The organism is Pseudomonas sp. E102, assembly GCF_052660185.1.
Genome location: NZ_CP084025.1, coordinates 5,677,752 through 5,692,493, shown reverse-complemented (window position 1 = coordinate 5,692,493; position 14,742 = coordinate 5,677,752). Strand labels below are relative to the sequence as shown.

General features: G+C 61.6%; 13 protein-coding genes. 9 read left to right on the top strand and 4 right to left on the bottom strand.

Features of this window, described 5'->3' with window-relative positions; translation table 11 throughout:
* Positions 1–141: 141 nt before the first annotated feature.
* From DOCECA_RS25755 to DOCECA_RS25740, 4 genes are all read right to left on the bottom strand, one after another.
* Positions 142–426: a YceK/YidQ family lipoprotein gene (locus DOCECA_RS25755; RefSeq protein ID WP_045157038.1), complete on the bottom strand. Its 285-nt coding sequence runs from the start codon at positions 424–426 to the stop codon at positions 142–144.
* Positions 419–1,066, bottom strand: coding sequence for a flavin prenyltransferase UbiX (gene ubiX / locus DOCECA_RS25750; RefSeq protein ID WP_420767346.1), 648 nt, complete (start codon positions 1,064–1,066; stop codon positions 419–421). Before ubiX ends, DOCECA_RS25755 begins: the two co-directional genes overlap by 8 nt.
* Positions 1,063–2,412 carry a UDP-N-acetylmuramate:L-alanyl-gamma-D-glutamyl-meso-diaminopimelate ligase gene (gene mpl / locus DOCECA_RS25745; RefSeq protein WP_445571272.1) on the bottom strand — a complete coding sequence of 450 codons (1,350 nt, stop codon included), beginning with the start codon at positions 2,410–2,412 and terminating at the stop codon, positions 1,063–1,065. Before mpl ends, ubiX begins: the two co-directional genes overlap by 4 nt.
* A 121-nt stretch (positions 2,413–2,533) precedes the next feature.
* Positions 2,534–4,438, bottom strand: a complete 1,905-nt coding sequence (locus tag DOCECA_RS25740; protein WP_445571271.1) for a sigma-54-dependent Fis family transcriptional regulator — start codon at positions 4,436–4,438, stop codon at positions 2,534–2,536.
* Between the two features lie 493 nt (positions 4,439–4,931).
* Here DOCECA_RS25740 and exaC point away from each other — a divergent pair, with 493 nt between their 5' ends.
* From exaC to DOCECA_RS25695, 9 genes are all read left to right on the top strand, one after another.
* Entirely contained in the window at positions 4,932–6,452 is a 1,521-nt protein-coding gene (exaC, locus tag DOCECA_RS25735; protein ID WP_434562114.1) for an acetaldehyde dehydrogenase ExaC, read from the top strand.
* Between the two features lie 232 nt (positions 6,453–6,684).
* Complete coding sequence (eat, locus tag DOCECA_RS25730) at positions 6,685–8,133, top strand: ethanolamine permease (RefSeq protein WP_434609370.1); 1,449 nt, start codon at positions 6,685–6,687, stop codon at positions 8,131–8,133.
* 57 nt (positions 8,134–8,190) lie between these two features.
* Entirely contained in the window at positions 8,191–9,585 is a 1,395-nt protein-coding gene (locus tag DOCECA_RS25725) for an ethanolamine ammonia-lyase subunit EutB (protein ID WP_434609367.1), read from the top strand.
* Between the two features lie 11 nt (positions 9,586–9,596).
* The gene (gene eutC / locus DOCECA_RS25720; RefSeq protein ID WP_434562108.1) at positions 9,597–10,421 is read left to right on the top strand and encodes an ethanolamine ammonia-lyase subunit EutC; all 825 of its coding nucleotides are present in this window, start codon (positions 9,597–9,599) and stop codon (positions 10,419–10,421) included.
* A 106-nt stretch (positions 10,422–10,527) separates the two neighbouring features.
* Positions 10,528–10,989 (top strand): GNAT family N-acetyltransferase, encoded by a 462-nt coding sequence (locus tag DOCECA_RS25715; protein ID WP_420767353.1) that lies wholly within the window; start codon positions 10,528–10,530, stop codon positions 10,987–10,989.
* 388 nt (positions 10,990–11,377) lie between these two features.
* Entirely contained in the window at positions 11,378–12,034 is a 657-nt protein-coding gene (locus DOCECA_RS25710) for a DedA family protein (RefSeq protein ID WP_434562106.1), read from the top strand.
* Positions 12,035–12,041: 7 nt separating this feature from the next.
* A complete protein-coding gene (locus DOCECA_RS25705; RefSeq protein WP_420767355.1) occupies positions 12,042–12,854 on the top strand; it encodes a M90 family metallopeptidase in 813 nt (270 codons plus the stop codon).
* A gap of 121 nt (positions 12,855–12,975) precedes the next feature.
* Complete coding sequence (ppa, locus tag DOCECA_RS25700; protein WP_003205933.1) at positions 12,976–13,503, top strand: inorganic diphosphatase; 528 nt, start codon at positions 12,976–12,978, stop codon at positions 13,501–13,503.
* 193 nt (positions 13,504–13,696) lie between these two features.
* A complete protein-coding gene (locus DOCECA_RS25695; protein ID WP_420767356.1) occupies positions 13,697–14,428 on the top strand; it encodes a LexA family transcriptional regulator in 732 nt (243 codons plus the stop codon).
* Positions 14,429–14,742: the final 314 nt, after the last annotated feature.

Here is a 14,742-nt window from a genome sequence, read left to right as displayed (position 1 = left end):
CGTGGATGCATAGTGGCGAGGGAGCTTGCTCCCGCTCGACTGCGCAGCAGTCGCCTTGGATCTCAGGGGAAAAAGCTGGGGGCTTCTCCGCAGCCCAGCGGGAGCAAGCGCCCTCGCCACAGGTTGTGAGGCAATTGCTTGCTACAACCCCCCAGTCGCCTGGAACCCCACACCCAACGCCGTAAACAACGACAACGGCAACAACAAAGTATCGAGCAACGCGCTCCCAGGCAGATCGAGGCCCGGATAGCTCGGCGCCTCAGCGCCAAAGCGGTCCTTGGCGCAGCAACCGCCGTTCAGCGCATAAAGATCCAGGCGCGTCCCGGCGTACACCACCGGCGCACCCGGCTTGGCGGCGTCGAGGGTGCGGGCGGTGGCGCAACCGGTCAGTTGCAACGCCAGCAACACCGCCAGCAGCTTATTCATCGCTGCTCAAATGATGCTCGCCCCAACGTGGCAGCATGTCTTGGGGAATGTTCATCAGGTTGAGGATCCGGGCGACCACGAAATCGATCAGGTCATCGATGGTCTGTGGCTGATGATAGAAACCCGGCGAGGCCGGCAAAATGGTTACGCCCATGTTCGACAGCTTGAGCATGTGCTCCAGGTGAATGCTCGAATACGGCGCTTCCCGGGGCACCAGGATCAACTGGCGACGCTCCTTGAGCGTGACGTCCGCCGCCCGTTCGATCAGGTTGTTGCAGGCACCGGTGGCAATCGCCGACAGCGTCCCGGTGGAACACGGCACCACCACCATCGCCGCTGGCGCGCCGGAGCCGGAGGCCACCGGCGACATCCAGTCTTCCTTGCCATACACACGAATCTGCCCCGCCGCCGCTCCGGTGTACTCGGTGAGGAAGGCCTGCATCATCTGGGTCTTGGGTGGCAAGGTCACGTCGGTCTCGGTGGCCATCACCAGTTGCGCGGCCTTGGAGATGAGGAAATGCACTTCGCGGTCTTCGCGCACCAGGCAATCGAGCAAGCGCAAGCCGTACTGGGCGCCGGACGCACCAGTCATCGCCAGCGTGATGCGTTCCGGGCCATTGCCCTGCAAGCGAGTGTTCATTTCAGCGCCTCGGCCAGTTTGCCGTGCAGGCCGCCGAAGCCGCCATTGCTCATGATCACCACGTGGGTGCCGGGCTGGGCCTGGCTTTTGACGCGTTCGATGATGCCTTCCAAGGAATCGCTGACAATCGACGGCACCGTACACAGCGCGGCGGTGGCGGCCAGATCCCAACCCAGGTTGGCCGGCGCATACCAGATCACCTGGTCGGCATCGACCACGCTTTCCGGCAAGCCGTCGCGGTGGGCACCGAGCTTCATGGAATTGGAGCGCGGCTCGATGATAGCGATCAACGGCGCATCACCGATGCGCTTGCGCAAGCCGTCGAGGGTGGTGGCAATAGCCGTCGGGTGGTGGGCGAAGTCGTCGTAAATGGTGATGCCGCGGACTTCGGCAACCTTTTCCATCCGCCGTTTCACGCTTTTGAACGCGCTCAACGCGGCGATGCCCATGGACGGCACCACGCCGACATGCCGGGCCGCCGCCAGGGTCGCCAGGGCATTGGCGACGTTGTGCTGGCCGGTCATGTCCCACTCGACCACGCCTTGGGGCTGGCCTTCGAACATCACTTCAAACTCAGAGCCGTCATCCTTGAGCAGCTTGACCTGCCACTGACCGCCCGCACCGGTGGTTTGCACCGGCGTCCAGCAGCCCATTTCAGTGACGCGCTGCAACGCCGGCTCGGTAGTCGGGTGGATCACCAGGCCTTCGCTGGGGATGGTGCGCACTAAATGGTGGAATTGCCGCTCAATGGCCGGCAAATCGGGGAAGATGTCCGCATGATCGAACTCGAGGTTATTAAGGATCGCCGTGCGTGGACGGTAGTGGACGAACTTCGAGCGCTTGTCGAAAAATGCGCTGTCGTACTCATCGGCCTCGATCACGAAGAACGGCGTGCCACCCAGGCGCGCCGACACCGAGAAATTCTGCGGCACGCCACCGATCAAGAAGCCCGGGCTCATGCCCGCGTGCTCCAGCACCCAGGCGAGCATGCTGCTGGTGGTGGTCTTGCCGTGGGTGCCGGCCACGGCCAGGACCCAACGGCCCTGCAGCACATGGTCGGCCAGCCATTGCGGCCCGGACACGTACGGCAGGCCTTTGTTGAGCACGTACTCCACCGCCGGGTTGCCACGGGACATGGCGTTGCCGATGACCACCAGGTCCGGCGCCGGGTCCAGCTGTGCCGGGTCATAGCCCTGGGTCAACTCGATGCCCTGGGCTTCCAGCTGAGTGCTCATGGGCGGATAGACGTTGGCGTCGGAACCCGTCACGTGATGGCCTAATTCCTTCGCCAAAACCGCCATCGAACCCATGAAAGTGCCGCAAATACCGAGAATATGGATGTGCATAATCGACCTCGTAAACATGGCCGCAGGTTAGCGTAGGGAGGGGAAAATCGCACCTTGTGTTTAGCCTTCGCACCGAGATCCACCGTGGGAGGGAGCCTGCTCGCGAAGGGCCGCGACGCGGTTATCGGGCAATCGCGTGCTTGCGCAGTTTGCGGTAGAGGGTATTGCGGCTGATCCCCAGCTGTTCAGCTGTGTGGGTCATATGCCAGCGCTGGCGCTCCAGCGCATCGAGCAACGCCAGTCGCTCGGCATCTTCCAGCGGGTGTTCTGTCGGGGCTTCTACCTGCTCCACCGGGCATTGACGGATCATCGCCGGCAAGTCTTCCAAACCAATCCGCCCGCCGTCGCACAACGCAGCGAGGGTACGCAGCACATTGCGCAGCTGCCGCACGTTGCCCGGCCAGTCGAAGCCCAGCAATGCCTGGCGCGCCGGTTCGTCGATAAACACCGTCTCGGCGCCGCTCTCTTCAGCCCACAGGAAATCCAGCAGCTGAGATTTGTCACTGCGCTCACGCAACGCCGGCAACGGGATTTCCAAGCCATTGAGGCGGTAATACAGATCCTCGCGAAAACTGCCATCGCGCACCCGGTCGAGCAATTGCCGGTGAGTGGCGCTGATGATGCGCACGTTCACCGCCTCGGGTTCGCCGCCGATGGGCACCACGAGGCGATCTTCCAGCACCCGCAGCAAGCGAGTCTGCAAGGCCAGCGGCATGTCGCCGATTTCATCGAGAAACAGCGTGCCGCCGTCGGCCTGTTGCAACTTGCCGCGCATGCCCTCTTTTCTCGCGCCGGTGAAGGTGCCGCCGCGATAACCGAACAGCTCGCTTTCGATCAGGCTTTCTGGAATCGCGGCGCAGTTGAGGGCGACGAAGTTTTTCTCGGCGCGCTGGCTGGCATGGTGCACAGCCTTGGCAAACGCCTCCTTGCCGGAGCCGGTCTCGCCGTGGATCAGCAGCGGCACATCGCGTTCGTAGACCCGCAGTGCCTTGCGAAAATGTTCCTGCAACGCCGCATCCCCCAGGCAGATCCCCGGCAGACGTGCCGACTCGATGACTTTGAGGGCCGGCGCGACCGGGGCCGGGACGCTACGCGGCTGGCCGCGCAACACGGCAAACAGATGTCGGCCGTCACGGGTGCGCAACGGCCAACTGGCGCTGGCCTGGGCACTGGCCCGGCCCATCAGCTCATCCAGGGAACAATCAAAAAAGTCTTCGACCCGCTGACCAAGCAAGCCGCCACGAATGTGCCCGAGCAGGTTCAGCGCGCTCTGGTTCACCGCGCAGATCCGCCCTTCGCCGTCGAACGCCATCAGCCCTTCGCTGAACAGCCCCACGGACTCGGCCTGCAAGTGGAAGCGCAGCAACCATTGATTGTCGAAGCAACGCAGGAAATAACAGCTCTCGATCATCTTCGCCGAGAGATTGACCAGGGCCATCGTGTGGAACTGGCTCTGGCGCGACACGTCTGGCCGGGCCGAGGACACATCGAGCACCGCCAGCAGTTCGCCATGAGGGTCGAACACCGGGCTCGCCGAGCAGGTCAGGCCGGTGTGACGGCCGCGAAAATGTTCTTCCTGGTGGATGGTCAGGGCTTGGCGTTCCACCAGGCAGGTGCCGATGCCGTTGGTGCCTTCGCAGGCTTCGCTCCAGTCGGCGCCCAGCCAAAGGCCGGCCCGCTCGAAAATCTTCCGCTCGCTGGGGGCAGTGACGCAGTTGAGGATCACGCCCCGAGCGTCGGTGAGCAGCACAGCGTGGCCGGCGCCGGAGAGTTGCTGATGCAGGCTGGTCATTTCCGTGCCGGCGATATGCAGCACTTGCTGCAAACGCTCGCGGCTTTCCAGCACGCGGCCATGTTCAAGCACCGTCGGCGCCAGGTTCTGCGCCGGGTCGAGGTGATAGTCCTCAAGGCAGCGCAGCCAGGAACGGGCAATCGACGGATCGCTGCCAGGCCCCTGCAAATGGGCCTTGCCCTGGGTGACCGTCAAGACTTGCTGGGCATGGCGACTCAAATGGTTGCTGTGCATTTCTTATTGTTCTCCCCTGAAGGACCTGCCTCACTGGAGCAACTGTTTAACATTTAACCCGTGCTCGACACTTAACCTGTGGCGAGGGGATTTATCCCCGCTGGGCTGCGCAGCAGCCCTGAAACCTGAGCATGCGGTGGATCAGATTGATCGAGTTGGCTGCTTTGGGGGCTGCTGCGCAGCCCAGCGGGGATAAATCCCCTCGCCACAATGCTGAGCAGGCCAACTTCGTGAGGCCCAGCATCCTCCAGCCCAACCGCCTTTGCAATGCTGGCGCGACCTGCCGGTCACAGACTGTCTCAGCCATGGCACAAACTGTCACACCCTGCGTATCGCAACCGTGACACAGCCCCTCCGTTTGTCTGACGAATTCCTCCCAAAGTCTTGATTTCCGGGCCCTGCAAGGCAATGGCCCAACCTTTGCTCTAGGCTTAAGTACCAGCGCGAATTTGCGCGGCTCCCTAATAAGCACAAAAGCCAAGGAGAACTCATCATGCGTTACGCTCACCCCGGTACTGAAGGCGCTATCGTTTCGTTCAAGGCCAAATACGGTAACTACATCGGCGGCGAGTTCGTCGCGCCTGTCAAAGGTCAGTACTTCACCAACACTTCGCCGGTCAATGGCCAGCCCATTGCCGAATTCCCGCGCTCCACGGCCGAAGACATCGACAAAGCCCTGGATGCCGCTCACGCCGCCGCTGATGCCTGGGGCGCTACGTCGGTCCAGGCCCGTTCGCTGATCCTGCTGAAAATCGCCGACCGCATCGAAGCGAACCTCGAAACCCTGGCGATCACCGAATCCTGGGACAACGGCAAGGCCGTGCGTGAAACCCTCAACGCCGACATCCCATTGGCAGCCGACCACTTCCGCTACTTCGCCGGTTGCCTGCGAGCCCAGGAAGGCAGCGCCGCCGAGATCGACGGCAACACCGTGGCCTATCACATCCATGAACCACTGGGCGTGGTCGGGCAGATCATCCCGTGGAACTTCCCGCTGCTGATGGCCGCCTGGAAACTCGCTCCGGCTCTGGCCGCCGGCAACTGTGTGGTACTCAAGCCGGCCGAGCAAACCCCGCTGGGCATCTGCGTGCTGATGGAACTGATCGGCGACCTGCTGCCACCGGGCGTGCTGAACGTGGTGCAAGGTTTCGGCAAGGAAGCCGGTGAAGCCCTCGCCACCAGCAAGCGCATCGCCAAAATCGCCTTCACCGGTTCCACCCCGGTGGGCTCGCACATCATGAAATGCGCCGCAGAGAACATCATCCCGTCCACCGTGGAACTGGGCGGCAAGTCGCCGAATATCTTCTTCGAAGACATCATGCAGGCCGAGCCAAGCTTCATCGAAAAAGCCGCCGAAGGCCTGGTGCTGGCGTTCTTCAACCAGGGCGAAGTCTGCACCTGCCCATCCCGCGCCTTGGTGCAGGAGTCGATCTACGACGAATTCATGCAAGTGGTGATGAAGAAAATCGAGCAGATCAAGCGCGGCGACCCGCTGGACACCGACACCATGGTCGGCGCCCAGGCATCCGAGCAGCAATTCGACAAGATTCTTTCGTACTTGGAAATCGCCAAGGGCGAAGGCGCGCAACTGTTGACCGGCGGCCAGGTGGAGAAACTCGAAGGCAACCTTTCCAGCGGTTATTACATCCAGCCGACCCTGCTCAAGGGCACCAACAAGATGCGCGTCTTCCAGGAAGAAATCTTCGGCCCGGTGGTGAGCATCACCACCTTCAAGGACGAAGCCGAAGCCCTGGCGATCGCCAACGACACCGAGTTCGGCCTCGGCGCGGGCCTCTGGACCCGCGACATCAACCGCGCCTACCGCATGGGCCGGGCGATCAAGGCCGGTCGCGTCTGGACCAACTGCTACCACCTGTACCCGGCCCACGCCGCGTTCGGTGGCTACAAGAAGTCCGGCGTCGGGCGCGAGACGCACAAGATGATGCTCGACCACTACCAGCAGACCAAGAATCTGCTGGTGAGCTACGACATCAATCCGCTGGGGTTCTTCTAAGTAAAATAGGGCGAGGCAGGCAACCCTGCTTCGCCCTTTAGATTGCCTTCGCGAGCAGGCTCGCTCCCACAGGGATTTGTGGATAACTCTTCTTCAGGGTTGGAACCGATCCACTGTGGGAGAGAGCTTGCTCGCGATGGCGGCGGCACATCCAGCACAGCTACAACTGAATCACGCGTCATGAGCAAGCCCGCTTCACAGGGCCAAAAAAAATAAAAACAGGTGAACCCTTATGCCAAGCGATCATGCAACCCCGCAACCGGCAACGTCCTCGGTCGATTTCGAAAAAGTCGGCTCCGAATATTTCCAACAACGTGAACTGAAGAAAGGCGCGGCGGGCTGGGTCCTGCTGGTGGGCCTGGGCGTGGCCTATGTCATTTCCGGCGACTACGCTGGCTGGAACTTCGGCCTGGCCCAGGGCGGCTGGGGTGGGATGTTCCTCGCCACGCTGCTGATGGCCGCGATGTACCTGTGCATGTGTTTTTCCCTCGCCGAGCTGTCTTCGATGATCCCCACCGCCGGCGGCGGCTACGGTTTTGCCCGCAGCGCATTCGGGCCTTGGGGCGGATTCCTCACGGGAACCGCGATCCTGATCGAATACGCCATTGCCCCGGCGGCGATTGCCGTGTTCATCGGCGCCTATTGCCAGTCGCTGTTCGGCATTGGCGGCTGGATGATCTACCTGGCGTTCTACATCATCTTCATTGCCATCCACATTTTCGGCGTCGGAGAAGCCCTCAAGCTGATGTTCATCATCACCGCCGTCGCCGCCCTGGCACTGGGGGTTTTCCTGGTGGCGATGGTGCCGCACTTCAACGTCGCCAACCTGTTGGACATTCCGGTCACCGAGGCCGCTGGGGCCAGTTCGTTCCTGCCGTTCGGCTACGTCGGCGTCTGGGCGGCCATCCCTTATGCGATCTGGTTTTTCCTCGCCGTGGAAGGCGTGCCGCTGGCCGCTGAAGAAACCAAGAACCCCAAGCGCGACCTGCCGCGCGGCCTGATCGGCGCGATGCTGGTGCTGGTGGCCTTTGCCCTGCTGATTCTGGTGATCGGCCCGGGCGGCGCGGGCTCCAACGCGCTGATGGCGTCGGGCAACCCACTGGTGGAAGCCCTGGCCAAGGCCTACGGCGGCTCGACCTGGATGGGCAACTTCGTCAACCTGGTCGGCCTGGCCGGTTTGATCGCCAGTTTCTTCTCGATCATCTACGCCTACTCGCGGCAGATATTCGCGCTGTCCCGCGCCGGCTACCTGCCGCGCAAACTCTCGGAAACCAATAAAAGCAAAGCGCCGGTCCTGGCGTTGGTCATCCCCGGCATCATCGGTTTCGGCCTGTCCTTGACCGGCCAGGGCGACCTGCTGATTCTGGTGGCGGTGTTCGGCGCGACCATTTCCTACGTGCTGATGATGGCCGCGCACATCACCCTGCGCATCCGTCGCCCCAAAATGGACCGGCCATACCGCACGCCGGGCGGCATCTTCACCTCGGGCGTGGCGCTGGTGCTGGCGTGTATCGCCGTGGTGGCGGGCTTCCTGGTCGATCCTCGGGTGGTGATCGGCGCCGCGATCATCTATGGAGTGTTAATTGCTTACTTTGCTTTCTACAGTCGGCATCACTTGGTCGCAGGCACGCCCGAAGAGGAATTCGCGGCCATTCAAAAAGCCGAAGAAGCCTTGCACTAAGCCGTAACGTGCCGAAAAACACGGCGCCGCCCAGCGGCGCCGTCACGGAGAACCTGTATGGCCAGTTTTGCACACACGGTCGGCGCCCAGACCTACCGCTTCGACAGCCTCAAAGACCTGATGGCCAAGGCCAGCCCGGCGCGTTCCGGGGATTTCCTGGCCGAGATCGCCGCGCTCAACGATGGCGAGCGCGTGGCCGCGCAAATGGCCCTGGCTGACTTGCCCCTCAGCCATTTCCTGCAAGAAATGCTGATTCCTTACGAGGCCGACGAAGTCACCCGTTTGATCGTCGACACTCACGACAAACAAGCTTTTGCCGTCGTCAGCCACCTCACGGTCGGCGGTTTTCGCGATTGGCTGCTCAGCGAAGCCGCCGACGAACAGAGCCTGCGGGCACTGGCTCCTGGCCTGACGCCGGAAATGGTCGCCGCCGTGTCGAAAATCATGCGCGTGCAAGACCTGGTGCTGGTGGCGCAGAAAATCCGCGTGGTGACCAAGTTTCGCGGCACCCTCGGCCTGCGCGGGCGATTGTCCACGCGCCTGCAACCCAACCACCCCACCGACGAACCCGCCGGCATCGCCGCGAGCATCCTCGACGGCCTGCTCTTCGGCAACGGCGACGCCATGATCGGTATCAACCCGGCCACTGACAGCACCGCCTCGATCTGCGCCATGCTGGAAATGCTCGACGCCATCATCCAGCGCTACGACATCCCCACCCAAGGTTGCGTGCTGACCCACGTCACCACCTCCATCGAAGCGGCGAACCGGGGCGTGCCCCTGGACCTGGTGTTCCAGTCCATCGCCGGCACCGAAGCGGCCAACGCCAGTTTCGGCATCAGCCTGAACATTTTGAAGGAAGGCTACGACGCAGGGCTCAGCCTGAATCGCGGCACCTTGGGCAACAACCTGATGTATTTCGAAACCGGCCAAGGCAGCGCGCTGTCGGCCAATGCCCACCACGGCGTCGATCAACAGACCTGCGAGACGCGGGCCTACGCCGTGGCGCGACATTTCAACCCGTTCCTGGTGAACACGGTTGTAGGCTTCATCGGTCCGGAATACCTCTACAACGGCAAACAAATCATCCGCGCCGGCCTCGAAGACCACTTCTGCGGCAAGCTGCTCGGCGTGCCGATGGGCTGCGACATCTGCTACACCAACCACGCCGAAGCCGACCAGGACGACATGGACACCCTGCTGACCCTGCTGGGCGTGGCCGGGATCAACTTCATCATGGGCATCCCCGGCTCCGACGACATCATGCTCAACTACCAGACCACCTCGTTCCACGACGCCCTCTATGCCCGCCAGACCCTGGGCCTCAAGCCCGCGCCGGAATTCGAAACCTGGCTGGCGAACATGGGCATCTTCACTCAGGCCGATGGCCGGGTGCGGTTCGGCGACAACCTGCCACCGGCGTTTCGTCACGCCCTCGCGCATTTGGGATAAGAGACCTGCCCATGGATAAAAACCCCGTCGACTCGCAAAACCCTTGGCTGAACCTGCGCAACCTCACCCCGGCGCGCATCGCCCTGGGCCGCACCGGCACCAGCCTACCCACCTCGGCGCAACTGGACTTCCAATTCGCCCACGCCCAGGCCCGCGATGCTGTGCACCTGGCGTTCGATCACCAGGGCATCCGCGCACAACTGACTGAGCGTGGCCGTGAAAGCCTGTTGCTCCACAGCGCAGCCAGCGACCGCAATAGCTATCTACAACGCCCGGATCTGGGTCGACGGCTCGACGACGCCTCCGCGCAAATCCTTCAGGACTACGCCGCCGCCCATCCCGGCGGTGTGGACTTGGTCATTGTGGTGGCTGACGGGCTGTCAGCGCTGGCGGTACATCGCCATACGCTGCCGTTCCTGGCGCGCCTGGAAGAACAGATCGCCGCCGAAGGCTGGTCTGTGTCGCCCATCGTTTTGGTGGAACAGGGCCGCGTCGCGGTGGCCGATGAAGTGGCGCAGCGGCTCGGCGCAAAAATGTCGGTGATCCTGATCGGTGAACGCCCCGGCCTCAGCTCCCCCGACAGCCTGGGGCTGTATTTTACCTACGCCCCCAAGGTCGGCCTGACCGATGCGTATCGCAACTGCATCTCCAACGTGCGCCTCGAAGGCCTGAGCTATGGCATGGCGGCCCATCGCCTGATCTATCTGATGCGCGAGGCCTGTCGCCGACAGCTCTCGGGGGTCAATCTGAAGGACGAAGCCCAGGTAAACACTTTAGAGGCGGAAAACGGTGCCGATATGAAAGGTAATTTCCTACTGGCGCCGCCCCCAAGCTGAACCTGTCATGCAATTGCGCTTTTGATCCGCTTTCAGGCAGCATCTGGGCACGGCAGTCCGCCGTTGTTGTCAGACTTGATGTCGACCTTTGCAGACGAGACCTACCATGCGGATTATCCAAGCGACGCTGGAACACCTGGACCTGCTGACCCCATTGTTCGTCAAATACCGGGAATTCTACGGCTCGCTGCCTTTTCCGGACTCGTCCCGGGCCTTCCTGGAAAAACGCCTGCGCCGCAAAGAGTCGGTGATCTACCTGGCCCTGCCGGATGATGACGACAGCAAGTTGCTCGGTTTCTGCCAGCTCTACCCCAGCTTCTCGTCACTGTCGCTCAAGCGCGTGTGGATCCTCAACGACATCTACGTCGCCGAAGACGCCCGCCGCCAACTCGTCGCCGACAACCTGATCCGCACCGCAAAAAAAATGGCCAAGGAAACCAACGCCGTCCGCATGCGCGTCTCCACTAGCAGCAACAACGACGTCGCGCAGAAAACCTACGAGTCGATCGGCTTCAAGGAAGACTCCGAGTTCAAGAACTACGTGCTGCCAATCAGCGAAGGGCTTTGACCCCTGCGGCTAGATGAAGCCTCTGTGGCCAAGTGAAACCTTGTGACTGAGTGAAACCCTCGTGGCGAGGGAGCTTGCTCCCGCTGGGCTGCGCAGCAGCCCCAAAACCTGAGCACGCGGTACATCAGGCCGACCGAGCTGCCTGCTTTGGGACCGCTACGCGGTCCAGCGGGAGCAAGCTCCCTCGCCACAAAATCGGTCCGAGCCACGCCTCATCCAGCCAGTCCCCTTGGAAATCCCCCGCTACAAACTCAACACGCGCTTCACAATCCCCACCGTATAATGCCGCTCTTCCCTGCTTGTAAGAAAAAGCTACACACCCTGTAGCCCATACTCAAAGCCAGACCCACCAGCCCCGCCGAGTCGGGCCGCCACCAAGGTGTTACACATGGATTTCAACCCCCTCGACCTCATCCTGCATCTCGACGTCTACCTCGACATGCTGGTGACCAACTACGGGACGTGGATCTACGCCATCCTGTTCCTGGTGATCTTCTGTGAAACCGGCCTGGTGGTCATGCCGTTCCTGCCGGGCGACTCCCTGTTGTTCATCGCCGGCGCCGTAGCCGCCGGTGGCGCCATGGACCCGGTACTGCTGGGGGGCCTGTTGATGCTCGCGGCCATCCTCGGCGACAGCACCAACTACCTCATCGGCCGTACCGCTGGCGAAAAACTGTTCAGCAACCCCAACTCGAAAATCTTCCGCCGCGACTACCTGCAGCAGACCCACGATTTCTACGATAAACACGGCGGCAAAACCGTGACCCTGGCGCGCTTCCTGCCGATCATCCGCACCTTCGCGCCCTTCGTCGCCGGCGTCGGAAAGATGAACTACCTACGTTTCTTCGGCTTCAGCGTCCTGGGCACCATCCTATGGGTTGGCGGCCTGGTGACCCTCGGCTACTTCTTCGGCAACGTGCCCTTCATCAAGCAAAACCTGTCGCTGCTGGTGGTGGGCATCATCCTGCTGTCGTTGCTGCCGATGATCATTGGCCTGGTGCGCAGCAAGATGAGCCAGCGCGGCTCAAAAGCCGAAACGCGCTGATCGCTCCATGTGGTCCTTGAGCAACTGGCGCCGCCGACGCGCCCTCGCCAAACACCCCGTGGCCGAGGACACCTGGCAACGGGTGCGCCAGCAATTGAGCTTCCTCGACGGCATCAGCGCCGAAGAAGACCAATGGCTGCGTGAAGCCTGCGTACTGTTCCTGCACGACAAACACCTCACCGCCCTGCCCGGCGTCGAACTGCACCAGGAACAACGCCTGCTGCTTGCCGCCCAGGCCCAATTGCCGCTGATGCACCTCGGCGACCTGAACTGGTACCAGGGCTTCCACGAAATCGTCCTCTACCCCGACGACTTCCTCAGCCCCCAGCGCTACCGCGACGCCAGCGGCATCGAGCACGAGTGGGACGGCGAACACAGCGGCGAAGCCTGGCCCCAAGGCCCAATCATCCTGGCCTGGGACGGCGTGATGGCCAGCGGCGGCTGGGACGGCTACAACCTGGTGATCCACGAACTGGCGCACAAACTCGACATGCTCAACGGCGACGCCAACGGCCTGCCACCGCTGCACGCCGACATGCGCGTCAGCGACTGGGCCGACGCCATGCAACATGCATTCGATGATCTGGACCGCCAACTCGACCACAACCCCGACGCAGAGACCGCCATCGATCCCTATGCCGCCGAAAACCCCGCCGAGTTCTTCGCCGTCACCAGCGAATACTTCTTCAGCGCCCCGGATCTGCTGCACCAGGCCTATCCTCGGGTGTATGAACAGCTCAAGGCGTTTTACCGCCAGGATCCGTTGGCCCGGCTGCGGCAACTTCAGGCCGAAGATCCGGTCTATCAGGCGTCATACTAAGGTCTAGGGCAAAGCCCAAGACCCTGGTAGCGTGGCAACAGCGGCCGAATATGCCTATAATCGCCGCCACTTTTTGGTCAATCCGACCAGTCATCTGGTCAACTAACGGGGGCACCGCCCAATGAGCTACAGCAAGATTCCGGCTGGCAAAGACCTGCCGAACGACATCTACGTCGCGATCGAAATCCCGGCCAACCACGCCCCGATCAAATACGAAATCGACAAAGACAGCGATTGCCTGTTCGTTGACCGTTTCATGGCCACCCCGATGTTCTACCCGGCCAACTACGGTTACATCCCCAATACCCTGGCCGACGACGGCGACCCCCTCGACGTGCTGGTCGTAACCCCTTACCCAGTGGCTCCAGGCTCGGTCATCCGCGCCCGTCCAGTCGGCATCCTGAACATGACCGACGACGGCGGCGGCGATGCTAAAGTCATCGCAGTACCCCACGACAAACTGTCGCAACTGTACGTCGATGTGAAGGAATACACCGACCTGCCACCACTGCTGATCCAGCAGATCGAGCACTTCTTCGCGAACTACAAAGACCTCGAAAAAGGCAAGTGGGTCAAGATCGAAGGCTGGGCCGGCGCAGACGCCGCCCGCGAAGCGATCACCAAGTCGGTTGCCGCCTACAAAGGCTGAGACCGAACTTAAAAAGAACCCCGGTTAACCGGGGTTTTTTTATGCTTGGACCCTGGCTAATACAACTTCGTATTACCAGCGTTTACCTGCGTTTATCCCACTAGTTTTGGTTCCTGCAAACGGAAAGATCATCTTATAAATTCACACGACATGTTTATTGCCGAAAGCACAGTCGCCCCTAAACTTTCCGTTTATGAAAATACATTCCAGTGGCGACCGCTTCAGAGCCCTTCTCAAAGAAGCCAACATCCGATCCGCCGACTTCGCGAAGTTGTACGGCGTAAAATCGCAGCATGTAAATAACTGGTTCAACCGTGGCATCCCACCGGGACGCATCTACAGCATCGCCGGCCTGCTCACCGTCAGCCCGCAATGGCTCGCCACCGGCGAAGGCCCGCAAACCCCACTGGGCCTCGGCCCCGGCACCACCTATGAAGCCGCCGAAAACGACGGCGTCTACAGCGTGGCGGAAACCACGGACATCGAACTGCCGTTCTACAAGGAAGTCCCGATTGCCCCCGGCGAAACCAAAACTTACATCACCGAAATCCCCGATCAATCCATCCGCCTGCCCCGCACCCACCTAGAATCCCTGGAAATCGACCCCAGCGACGCCATCTGCACCACCATGGTCGGTGACAGCATGGCCGAACGCATCGAAGACGGCTCCACCCTCGCCATCGACCGGGGTCTGACCCAAATCGTCGACGGCCAAATCTACGCCCTCGAACACGACGGCATGCTGCGCATCAAATACCTGCACCGCATCCCCGGTAACCGACTTCGGCTGCGCAGCCACAACAGCGCCGCCTACCCCGACGAAGTCTTCAGCGCCGAACAGATCGACGCACAACACATCCACGTGATCGGCTGGGTGTTCTGGTGGTCAACCCTCAACAAACAGAGACCGCCGGTGTCCGATTGACTTCCCAACGGCAGGGATCGCTTTTCGTGGCGAGGGAGCTTGCTCCCGCTGGGCTGCGCAGCAGCCCCCTGCTTTTCCCCTGATTCACCCCTAACCCAATGATTCCACACCACTTACCACTGGGATTCCAAAGCAAACCCGCGTATCCTCCGCCCCACATTTGCGAGCCCACGCCTCGCACCGACAAGGCAGATCACTTTCTGACCAAGTCCCACAGCCGGCCGCAAGAGCCGGATGTACGTTTTGAAGGCTGGTAAGGTTTGTCAAAAACGAACTGAATCAGTCAACGAGAAGCCGGCCATAAGCCGGCTTTT

What these genes read in the sequence shown, in the direction of transcription:
- DOCECA_RS25755 (WP_045157038.1), bottom strand. Translation starts at nt 426, where the DNA reads ATGAATAAGCTGCTGGCGGTGTTGCTGGCGTTGCAACTGACCGGTTGC.
- ubiX (WP_420767346.1), bottom strand. Translation starts at nt 1,066, where the DNA reads ATGAACACTCGCTTGCAGGGCAATGGCCCGGAACGCATCACGCTGGCG.
- mpl (WP_445571272.1), bottom strand. Translation starts at nt 2,412, where the DNA reads ATGCACATCCATATTCTCGGTATTTGCGGCACTTTCATGGGTTCGATG.
- DOCECA_RS25740 (WP_445571271.1), bottom strand. Translation starts at nt 4,438, where the DNA reads ATGCACAGCAACCATTTGAGTCGCCATGCCCAGCAAGTCTTGACGGTC.
- exaC (WP_434562114.1), top strand. Translation starts at nt 4,932, where the DNA reads ATGCGTTACGCTCACCCCGGTACTGAAGGCGCTATCGTTTCGTTCAAG.
- eat (WP_434609370.1), top strand. Translation starts at nt 6,685, where the DNA reads ATGCCAAGCGATCATGCAACCCCGCAACCGGCAACGTCCTCGGTCGAT.
- DOCECA_RS25725 (WP_434609367.1), top strand. Translation starts at nt 8,191, where the DNA reads ATGGCCAGTTTTGCACACACGGTCGGCGCCCAGACCTACCGCTTCGAC.
- eutC (WP_434562108.1), top strand. Translation starts at nt 9,597, where the DNA reads ATGGATAAAAACCCCGTCGACTCGCAAAACCCTTGGCTGAACCTGCGC.
- DOCECA_RS25715 (WP_420767353.1), top strand. Translation starts at nt 10,528, where the DNA reads ATGCGGATTATCCAAGCGACGCTGGAACACCTGGACCTGCTGACCCCA.
- DOCECA_RS25710 (WP_434562106.1), top strand. Translation starts at nt 11,378, where the DNA reads ATGGATTTCAACCCCCTCGACCTCATCCTGCATCTCGACGTCTACCTC.
- DOCECA_RS25705 (WP_420767355.1), top strand. Translation starts at nt 12,042, where the DNA reads ATGTGGTCCTTGAGCAACTGGCGCCGCCGACGCGCCCTCGCCAAACAC.
- ppa (WP_003205933.1), top strand. Translation starts at nt 12,976, where the DNA reads ATGAGCTACAGCAAGATTCCGGCTGGCAAAGACCTGCCGAACGACATC.
- DOCECA_RS25695 (WP_420767356.1), top strand. Translation starts at nt 13,697, where the DNA reads ATGAAAATACATTCCAGTGGCGACCGCTTCAGAGCCCTTCTCAAAGAA.